The organism is Solirubrobacter ginsenosidimutans (genome assembly GCF_027587205.1).
The window spans coordinates 241879-258276 of sequence record NZ_JAPDOD010000001.1 but is presented as its reverse complement, the minus strand read 5'-3'; the positions used below and the strand labels follow the sequence as shown (position 1 = coordinate 258276).

The 16398-nt window shown below is 71.1% G+C and carries 9 protein-coding genes; 4 read left to right on the top strand and 5 right to left on the bottom strand.

Annotation, left to right across the window (positions count from 1 at the left end; all coding sequences use genetic code 11):
• Positions 1–105 precede the first annotated feature (105 nt).
• From OM076_RS45805 to OM076_RS01155, 4 genes are all read left to right on the top strand, one after another.
• The gene (locus OM076_RS45805) at positions 106–1263 is read left to right on the top strand and encodes an acyl-CoA dehydrogenase family protein (protein ID WP_270037456.1); all 1158 of its coding nucleotides are present in this window, start codon (positions 106–108) and stop codon (positions 1261–1263) included.
• 54 nt (positions 1264–1317) lie between these two features.
• The gene (locus tag OM076_RS01165; protein ID WP_270037455.1) at positions 1318–2793 is read left to right on the top strand and encodes a PAS domain S-box protein; all 1476 of its coding nucleotides are present in this window, start codon (positions 1318–1320) and stop codon (positions 2791–2793) included.
• A gap of 213 nt (positions 2794–3006) precedes the next feature.
• Complete coding sequence (locus tag OM076_RS01160; RefSeq protein ID WP_270037454.1) at positions 3007–3645, top strand: hypothetical protein; 639 nt, start codon at positions 3007–3009, stop codon at positions 3643–3645.
• An 891-nt stretch (positions 3646–4536) separates the two neighbouring features.
• Positions 4537–6111 (top strand): extracellular catalytic domain type 1 short-chain-length polyhydroxyalkanoate depolymerase, encoded by a 1575-nt coding sequence (locus OM076_RS01155; protein ID WP_270037453.1) that lies wholly within the window; start codon positions 4537–4539, stop codon positions 6109–6111.
• A gap of 75 nt (positions 6112–6186) precedes the next feature.
• Here the strand turns inward: OM076_RS01155 and OM076_RS01150 are convergent, their stop codons facing one another.
• From OM076_RS01150 to OM076_RS01130, 5 genes are all read right to left on the bottom strand, one after another.
• Positions 6187–6834, bottom strand: a complete 648-nt coding sequence (locus tag OM076_RS01150; protein WP_270037452.1) for an HD domain-containing protein — start codon at positions 6832–6834, stop codon at positions 6187–6189.
• 52 nt (positions 6835–6886) lie between these two features.
• A complete protein-coding gene (locus OM076_RS46720) occupies positions 6887–6988 on the bottom strand; it encodes a hypothetical protein (RefSeq protein WP_372517982.1) in 102 nt (33 codons plus the stop codon).
• A gap of 444 nt (positions 6989–7432) precedes the next feature.
• A complete protein-coding gene (locus OM076_RS01140; protein ID WP_270037451.1) occupies positions 7433–8680 on the bottom strand; it encodes an epoxide hydrolase family protein in 1248 nt (415 codons plus the stop codon).
• 126 nt (positions 8681–8806) lie between these two features.
• On the bottom strand, positions 8807–11587 hold the full coding sequence (locus OM076_RS01135) for an ATP-binding protein (RefSeq protein ID WP_270037450.1): 2781 nt from the start codon (positions 11585–11587) through the stop codon (positions 8807–8809).
• A gap of 155 nt (positions 11588–11742) precedes the next feature.
• Positions 11743–16395 (bottom strand): nSTAND1 domain-containing NTPase, encoded by a 4653-nt coding sequence (locus tag OM076_RS01130; protein WP_270037449.1) that lies wholly within the window; start codon positions 16393–16395, stop codon positions 11743–11745.
• Positions 16396–16398 lie beyond the last annotated feature (3 nt).

The following is a 16398-nucleotide window of genomic DNA, read 5'->3' as shown; positions in this document are numbered from 1 at the left end:
TCCCGGTCCCCGCGGCGGTGCCGCGGGGACCGGTGGGCCTCATCTCGCCGCGGGCGGCTGGTTCAATGAGCCAGAGTCATTCCGGCAGGATCGAGGAGAGCGAACGTGGACTTCACCGTCGATGACGACACGCGGAGCATTCGCTCAGCCGTCCGCGAGCTCTGCGCGCGCTTTCCCGGCGAGTACTGGCGGGGTCTTGAGCCGTCGACGTATCCCACCGAGTTCGTGCAGGAGCTCACCCGCAACGGCTGGCTGGCGGCGCTGATCCCGGAGGAGTACGGCGGGTCGGGTCTGCAGCTCTCGCACGCGGCGGCGATCCTCGAGGAGATCTGCGCCTCGGGCGCCAACGCCGGCGCGTGCCACGCGCAGATGTACGTGATGGGGACGATCCTGCGTCACGGCAGCGATGCGCAGAAGGCGCGCTGGTTGCCGCGGATCGCCTCAGGGGAGTTGCGGCTGCAGGCGTTCGCGGTGACCGAGCCCAACGTCGGCTCGGACACGACGAAGATCCAGACGCGCGCCAAGCAGGTCGACGGCGGCTATTCGATCAGCGGGCAGAAGATCTGGACCTCGCGCGCCGAGCACTCCGACCTCATGGTGCTGCTGGCCCGCACGACGCCGCTGGAGGACGTGCAGAAGAAGACCGAGGGCCTGTCGACGTTCCTGGTCGACATGCGCACCGCGGGCGACGCGCTCCAGATCACGCCGATCAAGACGATGGTCAATCACTCCACGACCGAGCTGTTCTTCGACGAGCTCTTCGTCCCCGGCGACGCGCTGATCGGCGTCGAGGGCGCGGGGTTCAAGCAGATCCTGACCGGCATGAACGCCGAGCGGATCATGATCGCGAGCGAGTGCATCGGCGACGGCCGCTTCTTCGTCGAGAAGGCGTCGGCCTACGCCGGCGAGCGCAACGTGTTCGGCCGCCCGATCGGCGCCAACCAGGGCATCCAGTTCCCGATCGCCCGCGCCCACGCCCAGATCGAGGCCGCCTCGCTGATGCGCCACAAGGCCGCTGCCCTCTACGAGGCCGACGAGCCCTGCGGCGCGGAGGCGAACATGGCCAAGCTGCTCGCCTCCGAAGCCTCCTGGGCCGCCGCCAACGCGTGCATGGACACCTTCGGCGGCTTCGCCTTCGCCGAGGAGTACGACATCGAACGCAAGTTCCGCGAGACACGCCTGTACTCGATCGCGCCCGTCTCGAACAACCTCGTGCTCGCCCACATCGGCCAGCACGTCCTCGGCATGCCGCGCTCGTTCTGACGAGCCCGATCGAGCGGCGTCTCGGGGCTGACCGCGGAGGGTCATACTGAGCGCATGCCGTCGCCCGGGCCGGGATACGAGCTGACGCAGTTCTTCCATCTCTCGCGCGACCTGTTGTGCATCGCGGGCTTCGACGGGTACTTCAAGCTGGTGAACCCGTCGTTCGAACGCGTGCTGGGCTACTCGCGCGAGGAGCTGATGTCGCGGCCGTTCTTGGACCTCACGCATCCGGACGACGTGGAGCCCTCGCGCAACGTCCTCGCTCGTCTGGCCACCGGCGAGGATGTCGTCGCATTCGAGAGCCGCATGGTCGGTGCCGACGGCTCGGTGCGCCGGTTCGAGTGGAACACGTGCACGATGCCGGAGCTCGGTGTCGTGTACGGCATCGGGCGCGATGTCACCGACCGCACAGCACTGGCCGATGAGCAGGCGGGGCTGCGCCGCGTGGCGACGTTGGTGGCGCGCGAGTCCTCGCCTGACGTGGTCTTCGCGGCGGTCGCCGAGGAGGTGGGGCGGCTCCTCGGCGTACAGACCACGTGGATGTTCCGCTACGAGGACGCGGGGACTGCCACGCTCGTCGCGAGCTGGGGCGACATGACCGCCGAGATCGCCGTCGGCACCCGGTTCCCCGTGGAAGGGCACAACATCAGCTCGGGCGTGCTGCGGACCGCGGCGCCCACGCGCATCGACGACTACGCGGACGCGACCGGCGAGGCCGGGATCGCGGCGCGCGAGGCTGGGGTCCACTCGGCCGTCGGCGTGCCGATCATCGTCGACGGGCGGCTATGGGGCTCGATGGGTGCGGCTGCGGCCGAGGCGCTGCCGCAGGGCACGGAGTCGCGGCTGGGCGAGTTCACCGAGCTGGTCGCCACCGCGATCGCGAACATCGAGGCACGTTCCGAGATCACCGCGTCGCGTGCGCGGATCGCGGCGGCGGCCGACGAGGAACGGCGGCGCGTGGTGCGCGACCTGCACGACGGGGCGCAACAACGCCTGGTCAACACGGTCCTCGCGCTCAAGCTCGCACAGCAGGCGCTCGAAGGCGACGGCGCGGACGCTCCGTCGCTCGTGGGCGAGGCGCGCGAGCAGGCGGAGCGCGCGATCGGCTCGCTGCGCGAGCTCGCCCACGGCATCCTGCCGGCGACGCTGACGACGGACGGCCTGCGGGCGGGCGTCCGGGAGTTGGCGTCGCGGATGCCGGTGCCGGTGGAGGTCGAGCTCTCGGCCGGCCGCCTGCCCGCCCCGATCGAGGCGACCGCCTACTTCGTCGTCGCCGAAGCGCTGACCAACGTCGCCAAGCACGCCCGCGCGACGAGCGCCGAGGTCGCAGCGCGGATCCAGGACGGGATGCTCCGCCTCGAGATCCGCGATGACGGCGTCGGCGGCGCCCGCCCCGAGGGACGGGGGCTTCAGGGCCTGCGCGATCGGCTGGCCGCGCTCGATGGGCGGCTGCAGGTCGAATGCCCGACCGGCGGCGGGACGCTGGTCGCGGCGGCGATTCCCATCCCGTCGAGCGGCACCGGGCAATAGTTGGGGCCGCTGGTGTCGCCGACACGATCGAGCTGCCTCAGCCTCCGCTGCGCGTGCCTGCCGGCGTCCCCGCCGAACGCGCTTCGATGACTCGAAAGGAGTCGCCCGAAAGCGCGCCGCTCATGCTGACCGCCTTCGACTGGTAGCGCGACGGACCTATGATCTTGGTGGACAGTCACGTCGTCTTGATCAATCCGATTTCGAGGTGGGCGAATGCGGTGGACCCGCATAGTCGTGTCGGCGCTAGGAGCTTCGCTGGCGATCGCCGGCCCAGCCCGGGCGGACAATCCCGCCTCGATCAGCCTCGCGGGAGCACAGGCCGCGGCGGGATACACCTTCCCCTACACCCCGGGTGCCGTGCAGATCGAGGCGCGCTTCGGCGTCTACGACCGACTGCCCAACGTCATCGTCGCGGGCGGGTGTGAGCAGCCGGTCGCGTTTTACAATTACGGTCGCACGCAGTTGAAGAAGTTCGACTGTGGCACCGGACTGGTTCCCGGTTCCTGCCCGGGTGCGTGCCCGTTCAACCGGGTTCTGAGGCGGGCGTATGCCTGGCAGTATCGGAGGGCGCTTCGCGTGATGCGCAACGGTCTCGCGCGGACGATGCGGCCCGCCTTCCGGGTGCCGCGGGAAGGACTGCGCCGGGTGAGCTCCCTCGTCCACGCTCCGGGAAGCCAGACCTTGGTGTCGTTGGGGGTGCCCGTGACACAGATCGAGTTCTTCTTCGATCGGCGCGTCACCGGGCGCGTGACGATGATCCGGCTCATTGACTCCGGCTGCGCGCTGGTGGTGCGTCACCGGAAGGCTCCGCGGACGTTCTGCGGGTTGCCGATGCAGGTGCTGGGGGTCTGAGCTTGAGCCACCAGAACTTCCTCAAGCGGCTGTCGTGGAGGCTCCGCGGTTCCACCAGGATCCGTAGGGCGAGACTCCACCTCAAGGATTGGGCAGGACCGCTGAGTGCTGTCGCAATCGTGCTGGTGTTGTTCGTCGGTGCGCGAATTCACAACCGAACGCAACAGAGCGGAGATGACCGCACGAGCGTCCCGGCGTCCGCCTCGACGGTGTCGGTGCGGGAGACACCGGAGCGTCCCGCGGCGAGCCCAACAGTGAGGCCGGCTCCCACGCCGCGAGCTACTGCTGCTGCAACGCCGAAGCAGGCCAAGAACAAGCGCCGACCGGAGAAGCGCGCGAGCCGGCGCCGTCCGAAGGCGCCGCAAAAGACTCCGGTGAAACCTGTGTCGCCGCGACCGACGATCGTTGCGTCGGCGCCTCCCCCACGGGCGACAGCGGCACCGGCAGCGGCGCCGAGAGTTGTCCCGGCTCGTCCGACGGCGGCTCCCCGGAAAGCACCCCGGCAGACAAAGCCGGCCGGCGCAAATGACTGCGCCGTCATCTACTGCTGATCGGGTTCACCATCTGCAGGATCCGCAGTCATCTGGGGCGGAATTCTGTGGATCCTCGCAGAGATCTCCCGCGCACTAACCGATAGAAACTCGGTCTGTCGGGCCAGCCGTAATCGGAGGCACGACTGGCCGAATCGCGCCGGCAGCGATGCCACGTCGGTGCCCGACTGCGCTGGGGAGGTTCGTCTCGCGTGGACGCGGCCATGGATGGTGATGTCCACGTTCTGGGAGGAACGACGCGCACATGAGCAAGGTCAAGGGCGGGCGCACCGAAGGACTTCGGCTCGAGAGAGCGACGCGAGCGCCAAGCGGGAGAGCCGCGCCGCGGCGAACAGGCCTCTTGGCCGCCTTGGCGGTGCTGGCGGTCGTCGCAGCGCTCGCTCCCGCGGCCGCGTCGGCCGCCGGAGCGAAGTTGACCACCGGGGACTACAGCGGTGCCGAAGGCGCCATTCACTATCAGCTGTATGTCCCGTCGTCATACACGTCGACCACGCCCGTGCCGTTGGTGGTGGCATTGCACGGCTGCACACAGACCGCCGACGGGTTCCGGCAGCTGACGCGTTGGGACACGCAGGCGGAAGCCAAGGGCTTCATCGTCGTCTTTCCGGAGCAGGACACCGATTCGAACTCGCTCAGGTGCTGGAACTTCTTCCAGGATTCGAGCATGCACCGCGGCGGTGGCGACGCGGCGCGGATCGCGGCGGTGACCAGCCTGATCGAGAACACGTACAACGTCGATCCCCATCAGGTCTACGTGAACGGGTTGTCGGCCGGCGGCGGGATGGCCTCGGTCATGGCGGCGACCTATCCCGACTACTTCGCCGCGATCGGCATCGGCTCGGGCTGTGAGTACGCGGCCACGGCCACGTGCGCGGGCTATCAGAGCGCCGACCCCACCCAGGCCGCCCAGGCGGCCTACAAGGAGATGGGCGTGCGAGCCCACCCGATGCCGTTCATCGACTTCCAGGGCGACAAGGACACGACGGTGCCGCCCATCAACGCCGACCAGCGGGTGCAGCAGTGGCTGATGACCAACGATCTGGCGGACGACGGCGCGGCCAACCACTCCGTGGCGACCAAGGCCTCCTCGACCTCCTCGGGCGGGTCGGGAAGCCGCCCATACACGATCAGCACCTACACCGATAGCGCGAAGAATGAGTTGGGAAGCGCCTGGGTCGTCCACGGCATGAACCACGCCTGGTCGGGCGGGAACGCGTCGCAGCAGTACGCCGATCCGGCGGGGCCCGACGAGACCGCCGCCATGTACGAGTTCTTCATGCGTCACCCCAATGCGTCACTGACGCGCCCGGCTGCCCCGGCGGGGGGTCAGCCGACGCCCACGCCGACGCCGACGCCGAGCCCATCGCCGACGCCGACCCCATCGCCGACGCCTTTCCCGACGCCGACGCCCTTCCCGACGCCGACGCCCTTCCCGACGCCGACGCCCTTCCCGACGCCGTCCCCGAGCCCGGCGCCTTCGCCGACGCCGACGCCCGGGAACGACCCGTCGCCGAGCCCGGCGCCGGTTCCCGAGCCCGACCCGGGGCAGCCGCCCGCGGCCGCGCCCGTGTCGCCGGCCGGTCTCACCCGCGTGCCCACCGTGTCCAAGCTGAAGCTCTCCCACGGCCGGATCGTCTTCACCTTGTCAGGCCCGGGATCGGCGACGCTGCGGCTCCAGCGAGGCGTCGCCGGCCGCTGTGAGACGTCCGCCGGCAAGCGCCGCAGCTGCACTCGGTACTCGACCAAGGCAACGATCGCGCGCACCGTGGCCAAGGCCGGTCGCATCACGATCGCGGTGCCCAAGAGCAGCCACGGGCGCCGCCTGCCACGCGGTCACTATCGCGCGACGGTGACGCCCGCCGACCCCGCGGGGCGCACCGGCAACTCGCGCTCCCTGGCCGTCGTCATGCACTAGTCCGGGGACCGTCGGGTCGTCCGCGGGGACGTCATAGATGTCCCCGCGGGCGTGCCCCGCCCTCGGCTCCTCTCGTCACGAGGCAAAGCGCGAGTTGCGGATGATGTCGCAGAAGTTCGGCCTGACGTAGTCGCGCAGGGTCTCTTCGAGGATGTCCGGGTGCGTCGTCCCGAACGCGGTTTCGGGCTTGTCGCGCATGCCGGCATCCAGAGCCGCGATGATCCCTTCCTTGAACCCGGTTCGCGGGTGAGCGGCGACGACGGCCTCGCGCTGAGACTCCGTCAGCTCGTCGAAATGCCGGCCGGGGACGTCGTACTCGACCCCGAACGTCACCAGCCGCACCTCGGGTTGCATATAGGCCGGGATCTCGGGGGTGGTGTGCAGTGCGATCGCCTCCCAGACCGTCATTACATCCTCCTCGGGCAGCCGATGGCTCTCCAGGAACCTGCGAGCGGCGTTGGCGCCATCGATCTCGAATCGCTCATGGGCGGAGCGATGGCCCTCGACGAGGCCGATGTCATGGAACATCGCGCCGATGTAGAGCAGTTCGGCGTCATAGAGCAGCATGCGTTTGTCGCCGTACAGGGATGCCCAGAGGAACACGCGCCGCGAGTGGTCGAACAGCAGCTCGCTGGAGACGTCGCGCACGAACTCGGTCGCTTCGCGAGCCAGCGTGCTGTCCGGGATGCGCACCCCGGCGATGGTCATGGAGACAGCGGTCATGCACCGAGGATCCGCTCCCGAGCCCGACCGGCCACAGGCCGCCGGCCGACTGCTACCCGAACGTGAACGCGTACGCCTCGGCGCCCGGCTCGAGGAAGGTGATCTCCAGTGTTCGGTCGTGGACGGCATCGTGTTGGCGCACCATCTGGTACATGCGGTCTTCGCGTAGTACACCGTGGCCGTCCTGGTCGCCGGCCTGGTCGGAGGCGACGTTCTCGGCACCGATCGTCCACTCGCCGGCGAGGGCCCAGTGGTTGAGGCGCAGGCCCTGTGGGAGGGACCGGGACGGGCCGGCGCTCGACGCCCAGCAGCATCCGGATGACGCGCTCCGATTGCTCGTACCGGCCTTCGCCCAAATGCCGGTCGCGGATGATGCCAGGCGTGTGGACGCCGATGACGATCAACCCGTCGTCGCGGTAGCCACGCGACCACGCTCGCACGTAGGGCAGTTGGCGCAGCCAGTTGATGCTCGTCCACGTCCAGACGTTCACGAGGACGACATGGCCCAGCAGCTCGGCGGTGCCGAGTGGCTCGGAGTTGAGCCACTCGGTCGCGCCGGCGAACGAGGGCAGATGCACGCGTTCGAAGGGGGTCATCGCTACCGCAGCGACCGGAACGTCGCGCGGACGTCCTCGGAGAGCAGCTGCGGCTGCTCCCAGGCGGCGAAGTGCCCGCCCCGGTCGTGCTGGGTGTAGGAGACGAGGTTGGGGTACGCCTGCTCGGCCCAGCTGCGCGGGACGCGGTAGAGCTCGTCGGCGAACGTGCTCACGCCGACCGGGACCTTCACGCCCTTCACCGAGAAGAATGGGAGCTTGTTCTCCCAGTACAGCCGCGCCGAGGAGACCCCGGTGTTGGTCAGCCAGAACAGCGTGATGTTGTCCAGGATGTCGTCGCGCGTGAGGTCGCTCGGCCGCTCCAGACGATCCTCGAGGACCTGCTGGACGATGCCGGGCTGACCACTCCCGTCACCGTGATCGAGCATGAACGCGGCCAGCGCGATCGGTGAGTCGGCCAGTCCGTAGAGCGTCTGCGGACGCGTCCCCGCGTAGAGCCCGTACGCCACATGCGCCCCGAAGAAGCTGAGCAGCTGCTCGTACGTGCTCAGCTCCTCGCCGGAGAGACCCGACGGCGCCGGAGTGCCGACGAAGGCCGCGACGAACAGCTCCGGCGGGATCACGCCGGCCATGTTGGTGTGGATGCCGACCAGCTCCGGCGGCGCCGGCTCCGCGGACGCCGGATCTGCCCGGCCGCCGGCCATGACGTCGACGACGACCGCTCCCCAGTCGCCGCCCTGCGCCACGAACCGCTGGTAGCCCAGGCGCTTCATCAGCTCGACGTAGGCCTTGCCGATGCGCACGGGATCCCAGCCCGCGCTCGTCGGCTTGCCGGAGAACCCGTACCCCGGCATCGACGGGATCACGACATGGAACGCGTCCGACGCGCTCGCGCCGTGCGCCGTCGGATCGGTGAGGCGGCCGATGAGCTTCAGCTGCTCGACGACGGAGCCGGGCCAGCCGTGGCAGACGACGATCGGGAGCGCGTCCTCATGCTTGGAGCGAACGTGGACGAAATGGATGTCCAGCCCGTCGATCTCGGTGATGAAGTTCGGGACGGCGTTCAGCCGCGCCTCGCACTTGCGCCAGTCGTACTCGGTCGCCCAATAGCGAGCGAGGTCCTGCATGACCGAGAGCGGCACGCCCTGCGAGTCGTCCTCGACGGTCTCCTTCTCCGGAAAGCGCGTCGCCGCGACGCGCGCCCGGAGGTCCTCGAGATCCGCCTCGGGGATCTCGATCGTGAACGGCCGGATCGTGGTGGCGCCCGCCGGGCGTTCGACCATGGCAGCCATGGGGTCCTCCTTGCTGGGGACGGTGGTGAGGTGACGCCCAGCAGCCTGCTCGTGTCGTCCGCACGTCGCCCCCGTAGCGAACCCTGGGGTTGCTCACGGGGTTGCATGCTGGGCTGCGCTCGCCGTTCAGGCGGTGATCAGCTCTGACCCAGTGCTCGACAGCACGTCGGTCAGCTCCCGGCGCGAGTGGATCCCGAGCTTCATGAACGCGTTGCGCAGATGCCACTCCACGGTGCGCGGGCTGAGGAAGAGCCGCGCGCCGATGTCCGGGTTCGACAGGCCCTCCCGGGCCAGACGCGCGACCTGCCGCTCCTGGGCGGTGAGAACGTCGCGCGTCGCGACCGTTCGCTTGCGCACCTTCTCCCCCGTCGCCAGCAGCTCACCCCTGGCCCGCTCGCCGAATCCCTCCATCCCGATCGACGCGAACCGGTCGTGGGCGGCGCGAAGTTGGACGCGGGCATCGCGCCGGCGATTCTCGCGGCGCAACCACTCCCCGTAGAGCAGATGGGCCCGGGCGAGTTCAGGACGCCGCCGGGTCCTTGCCAGTCGTTCGATCGCCTCACGATGCAGCCGGTCGGCATCCTCACCTTCGCTCAACAGGGCCCGGCAGCGCGCGCGCATGCCCAGGCCGTAGTCGGTGTCGGCGGGCGCGGTGGCGGCCAGCACGCGCTCGAGCGCACCGATCGCGAGATCGGGCCGCCCGACGTGGGTCGCCGCTTCGATCAGCTCGATCGATGCCCACCAGGAGTGCTGGAGCTGCGGCGTGCCTTCGGCCGGTCGCCGGGCCGCGGCGAGCGCCTCGTCATAGCGGCCGAGTCCGTTGAACAGGATCGCGCTCGTCCATTGAGCCCACGTGACGCTGAGCCCCTGACCGCCTGTTTCGGCGTTCCGGATCGTGGACTCGACCAGCGGCAAGGCGTCGCTTTGGCCGCGGAGCGCGGAGAGCAACAGCTGGGCATAGGGTGCGATGTAGGTCCCGGTCGCCGTGATGATCGCTTCGGTCTCGGCGATCGCGGCGGCGGCACCGCTGAAGTCGCCGCACCACGCGCAGAAGATGCCCCAGTCGGCCAGGTCGATCGGCAGACGGGCCAGCGCGCCGGCGTCGCGGGCCTCCTTGAGGTTGCGCGCGCTGATGGCATGCCAGCTGTCCTCATCCCAGACGAGACTGCACGGGTTGGTCGTCAGCCAGCCCCAGCGGAAGTTCTCCTGGGCGAGTGACGCTTGGTCCGCGAATACGACCGCCGTCCGCCTGAGCAGTGGCGCGGCCGCCACGAGTCCGTCCGTGACGATGGTGGCGAGGCCATCGAGCAGCAGGTCGGATGGACGGAGCGGGCCCGTCGGCCGCGGAGCCGATTTGGCGGCACGGCATACGTCGACCAGGCTGCCGGCGGAGGCGAAGCGACCGGCGAAGAACGAAGCTCCCCACGCGTCGAGGTAGGTCTCGCGCGCAAGCTCGGGGTCCAGTCCCTCGAGGCGTTGGGCTGCGTCCAAGAGCAGCGGCGGCGCTGCGCTTCCCATGCTCGATGCGAATGCGATCTGGCCGCGGAGCCATTCCACCTGCGCCCGCTGCAAATCGTCCGGCGCCGAGGCCTCCGCCAACGCCAGAAGCTCGAGCCCACTCTCGTAGATACCGGCATGCAAGCTCGCTTGGGCAGCGGCAAGCGCACGCCGCACCCGCTGCTTCGGGTCCCCGGACAGAACGACGGAGCGATGCAGGAACGCCGCTGCCGCGGCCAGGCCGCCGCGCGCCTGCGCGCGGCTGGCGGACTGCTCGAGCGCCGCGGCGACCGCCTCGCTGGGCCCCGTTGCGGCGGTGGCCAGATGCCACGCGCGACGGTCGGGGTCGACGCTGCGGTCGGTCGCCTCCGCCAGGGCCAGATGGACCTGCTGGCGTTGCTCTCTGGTCGCTGTCCGGTAGACGGCGGAGCGCACCAGCGGATGCCGGAAGGTCACGCGCTCTCCGAACGCGAGCAACCCGTCCGTCTCCGCGTCCACCGCCGAAACCGCGATCCCGAGTCGCTCGGACGCAGCCAGCAGCAACAGCGGATCGCCGACCGGCTCGGCCGCCGCGACCAGCAGCAGACAGCGTGCTGCGTCGGAGAGCGTCTCCACCCGGCGAACGAAGCTTTCCTCGATCCGCCCCGCAAGCCCCTGCGCCTCCACGAGGCCGAAGCCGCCCGCAAGCTGCCTCGCCGTCAAGCCCCGCGGGAGCTCGAGCAGCGCCAGCGGATTCCCGCGTGTCTCCGCGATGATCCGGTCTCGGACTCGCTCGTCCAGTTTGAACCGCACCGCCGAGTTCAGCAGCGCGCGGGCATCCCTATTCCGGACGCCATCGACCACCAACTCGGACACGTGGAGAAGCTCCTCGCCAGGCTCGCGTGCGGCGAACACGATCGCCACCGGCTCCGCCAGCAGGCGACGTGCGACAAACGCCAAGGTCAGCGCCGACGCCTGATCCAACCACTGCGCGTCATCGACCACACACAGCAGCGGACGCTTCTCGGCCACCTCCGAGAACAGACTCAGCACCGCCAACCCGACGAAGAACCGATCCGGGGCTTCGCCGGCGGTGAGCCCGAACACGATCTCCATGGCCTCTCGCTGCGGCGCCGGAAGCCCTTGGAGGCGGTGGAGCAGCGGCCCGCACAACTGATGCAGGCTGGCGAAGGCCAGCTCCATATCCGACTGGACCCCCACCGCCCGGACGACGGTCGCATCCGGCGCCGCCGCGATCAGGTATTCCAGCAGCGCCGTCTTGCCGATCCCGGCCTCTCCCCGCAGCACCAGCGACCGGCTCTCACCGCGCCCGATCGCCGCGACCAGGTCATCCAGCAGCGCGCATTCCTTCGCCCGGCCTCGCAGGCGTGGACGGCCGCCTGGTCCGCGGAAATGGCTCTCCGCCGTCATCGCGGATCCCGTCGCTCCGCGCGCGCCGACGGCGCCGCCGGGCGACGCGTTGTACGAGGAAATGGTGCGGGCCGGGGTCGTGATCGTCGCATGGTCCGATGAACTCCCGGACACGGAGACACTACGCCCCCTCGCGCACCGCATGTGAGGGTCGCTCAGTGGGCGCAGGCCGGTGCGTAAGCGCGGTCGGGCAGTGCGGCGTTCCACTCGGTCCGGGTGAGCGTGCGGCCGGCGACGTCACAGGCATGTTGCGCCCATGAAGCGCCGCGCATGTCCCAGCGGTAGGCCCTTCCGGCGTCGGTGATGGCGAACAGGTAGTTGCCGTCGGGCGTGAATTGCGGAACCGCCTCGTGGTTGGGCAGCGCGGGGAGCGGGGCGCCGAGCGGCCGTTGGGTGGGCAGGTCCCAGAGCCGGATGGCGCCCTCCGGGCCGCCGGTGGCGAGCGTGCGGCCGTCGGGGCTGATCGACTCCCATTCCACGCGTCCGGCGTGCCCGACGAACGGGCGGGTGGCCGGCTTGAAGGTCTTGGTGGACCACAACCTTGCCCAGCCTTTCCAGCTTCCAGCCACGATGAAGCGCCCGTCGGGGGTGAAGCGTGCGAGATCCGTCACGGTCTCGGTCTCCGGGAGCGAGGCGCGGCGCCGGTGCGTGCCCGCGTCGACGATCTCGACATCCCCCTTGTCGAGGTCCTTGCGATCGATCCCCGCGGTAATGGCCAGCGTGCGCCCGTCGGGGCTGAGCGACACGTCCTCGACCGACGGGTACTTCAGCGGGCCACCGATCTCGCGGCCTGAGGGCAGCGCCCACAGGCGCACGACGCCGTCCTCGCGGTCGTTGAAGTCGTCGCTGGCCGTGGCCAAGAGGCGTCCGTCGGCGCTGAAGCCGGGCGTGAAGATCGGGGCGTCGCCGGCGCGACGGCGCCAGATCACTTGCCGGCGCTCGCTGTCGAGGAGGGTGACGAAGCCTGTGCTGTCTCCGACGACGAGCAGCCGGCTATGCGGAACGAACCCCATGCCGCCCACCGGTCCGTCGCGGAGCACACGGACGGGACCGGAGAGCGGTGTCAGCGTCCGGGCGTCGATCAGGGTGACGGTGCCGTCGGCGTGTCCGGCGGCGAGGACGCGGCCGTCGGGGCTCAGCGCGTAGCGCAGCGTCGCGCCGCCGGTGCCGAGGCCGAACGGGCGGCCGAGCCGGCGGGTGCCCGCGAGATCCCAGATCAGGACCTTGCCGTCGAGGGCGGAGCTGTAGAGCGTCTGGTTGTCGTGGCTGATCGCCAGGCCGGTGACCTGGCCGCCGTGGCCTTCCAGCGTCTCGCCGGCCTCCGCCCGCTTGACGTCCCAGACGATCACGCGGTCGTCCTGGCCGGCCGTGATCGCGGAGGCGCCGTCGGCGTTGAACGTGGCCTTCACCACTGCGCCTTCATGGCGTCCGGAGCCGGTGCGCACCTTGCCGCTGACGAGGTCGAGGAAGCGCACGGAGCCGTCGCTGCCTCCGAGCAGCACGGTGTGACCGTCCGGGCTCAGGGCCGCCGTCTCTGCGCCGACCGGCAGGCTTCGCAGCGGGCGCAGGGTCCCCGCGTCGCGGATCACCGTCGCGCCCTCGAAGCTCGTCACGACCCGCCGTCCGTCACGCGTGAGCATGAACGACCCGAGGCCCTCGCCGGCGGACCGCTCCGGGCCGAGCGGTCGGCCGCTGCGCGCGTCGAAGCGCACGAGCGCCGTGTCGCCCTTCAGCGGGCGCCCGACGGCAGCGAACAGCGTGCGCCCGTCGGGCGAGAAGCGCAGCGTGTAGATGAATTCGTCGGGGACCCGCAGCCGAGCGAGCACGCGATGGGTGCGAGCATCGAGGATGACCGGAGAGCACCCGCCGACGGCGAGCCGTGAGCCGTCGGGGCTGAAGCGCAGGTGGTCGAGCCTGACCTGCGCGACGATGAGGCAGGGTTCCTGGCCGCCGACGGCGGCCGGCGGCGCCGCCCGCCGGTGCGTGCGCCGGTCGACGAAGGTCACCGTGCCGTCGATGTCGATGAACGCCAGCGTGCGCTCGTCGGGACTGAGATCGAGGCTGATCAGCCCGTCCCCGTCGCCGCGCAACACGCCGATCGCCGCCGGGCTCTTGAGCAGGGCGGCGAGCAGGTTCCCGCGTGTCTGCAGCGAGTCGTCCAGCGCCACGCCCTGGCGAGCGAGCAGCAGTTCGCGGTCGAGGTCGCCCGCGGTGAGCGCCTGGGCGCCGACGCGCTGTGCGTCGGCGGCCACCGCCGCCTCGCGGGCGTGGCCCCGCTGATTGATCGCGATCGCGCCGGCGATGACCGCGAGCACCAGGAGCGTGGCCACGCCGCCGAGCACGAGCCGCAGGCGGCGCTGCGCCTGCTCGCCGGCGGCGCGCCCGGCGGCGAGAAAGCTCCGCTCGCGGGCGGTGAGGTCGGATCCGTGGGCGTCGGCCCACTCCAGCGCCGCCGCGAGCCGCGGCCCGCGGTAGAGCTCGCTCGGGTCTCCGTTCCAGTCGCGCGCGGCCTGGGTGAGGTGCCGATGCAGCCGCCGTCCCTCGGCGTCCTCCTCCAGCCAGCTCACCAGCCGGGGCCACTCACGCAGCAGCGCCTCGTGGGCGACCTCGGCCTCGCCTTCTCCGACGGTGACGAGGCGATCGCGCGCGAGTGCGGACAGGACCGCGCCGTCGCCCAACTCCGCGAGCGGCACGCGCGTGCGCACGTCGCCGTCACCGGCGAGCCGCAGCAGGATGCGGCGCGCCTCGGCGCGACCGCCGTCGTCGAGCCGCGCGTAGGCGGCCTCGGCCAGGCGCGCCACCGCGCCGCGGACGCCGCCCGTGCGCTCGTACGCGTCCAGCGTCAGCCCCTCGTCCCAGAGCGCGAACAACGCCGTCGACAGCAGCGGCAGCGCACCCGGCTCCTGCTCGACGTCGGCGACCAGGTTGTCCGCGAGCCCGGGCTCGATCGCGACGCCGGCGTGGCCGGCGGGCAGCTCGACCGCTCGCCGCAGCTCGTGGCGCTGCATCGGGCCCACCAGCACGTGGTTGGCGCCGAGCAGGCGGGAGAGCTCGGGATAGCGGGCGCACGCGCCGTAGAAGTCGGCCCGCACGGCGACGATGACGATCGTGTCGTGGCGCGCGCGGTCGAGGAGGGCGGCGACGAACGCCGCGCGCTCGCCCTCGTCGCGGCAGACGGTGAAGAGCTCCTCGAACTGGTCGACGGCCAGCACCGCCCAACCCGCCGGGGGCTCCGGGAGCGTCGGGCGCTCGCCGGGGCGGATCACCGCTTGCGCCCAGGTCTCGCTGCCCGGCAGCACGCCCGCGCCGATCGCGGCGAGCAGCCCGGCGCGCATCGCCGACGACTTACCGCTCCCCGATGGTCCGACGATGCCCAGCAAACGCGCGCCGGGCAAGCGCGCCACCAGCTCGGCCACCAGCCGCTCGCGACCGAAGAACACGGCGGCGTCCTCGACGTCGAAGGTCTCGAGGCCCTTGTACGGGCACGCGCCGGGTGTCGCGGAGGCGGGTTCGCGGATCCCTTGAAACTCCACGACCCGCAGCGTCAGATCGCCCTCGGCGAGTTGCAACTGCGCGCGGTCGGCCGAGGTACGGGCGGCGGCGTCCGCGACGCGCGCCATCGCCTGCGCGCGGGCCCAGTCCCGCGCCGCCTCGCGGATCAGGCCGGGCACGCACCGGCTCGCGTCCACGATGCGGCCGACCGGCTCATCGTCTCCGGCGTCGAAGCGGGCGAGCCGCGCGGCCTCGTCGGGCCCCAGCGCGCCGAGCGCGACGCGCTCGTCGGCCACGATCCCGTCCGGCTCGACGATGGTCATGAGCACCAGCACCGAGGGAACGCGCTGCGGCGCCACGCCGGCGCCATCGAGCACGAGCAGGCTGGGCCGTCCCGGTGCCAGCGCCTGGAGGTCCCCCCAGCTGACGTCGCCGCCCTCGCGACGGACGTCGTCGGCCAGGGCCAGCGCCAGCCGCGTCTTGCCGATCCCCGGCTCCCCGCTGATCAGCGCGGTCGCGGCGGAGCCGTCGCGCACCCGGCGCCAGAGCGCCCGCAGACGCTCGAGCTCCTGCTCGCGGCCGAACAGCGGAGTGCGGCGGGAGCCGTCAACCGGCGGGTCCAGGGCGGGGTCCTGGCGCAGGATGGACTCGTGGAGCGCGCGCAGCGCCGGCCCGGGCTCCACCCCGATCTCCTCGATCAGCGCGCGCCGCACCTCGCGGTAGGCCTCGAGCGCGTCGGCCTGGCGGCCGCAGCGATAGAGGGCGAGCATGCGGCGGGCGTGGAGCGGCTCTCGCAGCGGCTCCGCCGCGAGCAGTCCATCGATCTCCGGCAGCACCTCGCGATGGCGGCCGGCGTCGAGGTCCTGGTCGATCGCGACCTCGAGTGCCGCGGTGTGGAGCTCTTGGAGCCTGCGGATCTCGGGTGCCGCGAACGGCTCGCCCGCCACGTCGGCGAGCGGTGAGCCGCGCCACAGGCGCAGCGCCTCGCGGGCGGCGCCCTGCGCGAGCAGCCGTTCGAACCGTCCGGCGTCCACGTCCTGGCGGGCGAGACGCAGCTCGTAGCCGCGGCCGTGCGTGGCGATCACGTCCTCTTCGCCGAACGCCTTACGCAGATGGGAGACGTACAGCTGGACGAGCTTGAGCGCCGAGGCCGGCGGGTGGTCGCCCCAGAGGCCGTCGATCAGCCGGTCCGCGCTGACCGTCGATCCGGTCTGCAGCGCCAGCATCGCGAGCACGGCACGCTGCTTGACGCCGCCGAGGCCGATCGCGCCGTCATCGCTGACGGCCTCGACCGGCCCAAGGAGATTGACGTGCATGTG

Bases quoted from the DNA above. Each gene is read 5' to 3' on its own strand.
- OM076_RS01140 (WP_270037451.1), bottom strand. From the start codon at position 8,680: ATGGCTGCCATGGTCGAACGCCCGGCGGGCGCCACCACGATCCGGCCG.
- OM076_RS01130 (WP_270037449.1), bottom strand. From the start codon at position 16,395: ATGCACGTCAATCTCCTTGGGCCGGTCGAGGCCGTCAGCGATGACGGC.
- OM076_RS46720 (WP_372517982.1), bottom strand. From the start codon at position 6,988: ATGTACCAGATGGTGCGCCAACACGATGCCGTCCACGACCGAACACTG.
- OM076_RS01160 (WP_270037454.1), top strand. From the start codon at position 3,007: ATGCGGTGGACCCGCATAGTCGTGTCGGCGCTAGGAGCTTCGCTGGCG.
- OM076_RS01165 (WP_270037455.1), top strand. From the start codon at position 1,318: ATGCCGTCGCCCGGGCCGGGATACGAGCTGACGCAGTTCTTCCATCTC.
- OM076_RS01135 (WP_270037450.1), bottom strand. From the start codon at position 11,587: ATGACGGCGGAGAGCCATTTCCGCGGACCAGGCGGCCGTCCACGCCTG.
- OM076_RS01150 (WP_270037452.1), bottom strand. From the start codon at position 6,834: ATGACCGCTGTCTCCATGACCATCGCCGGGGTGCGCATCCCGGACAGC.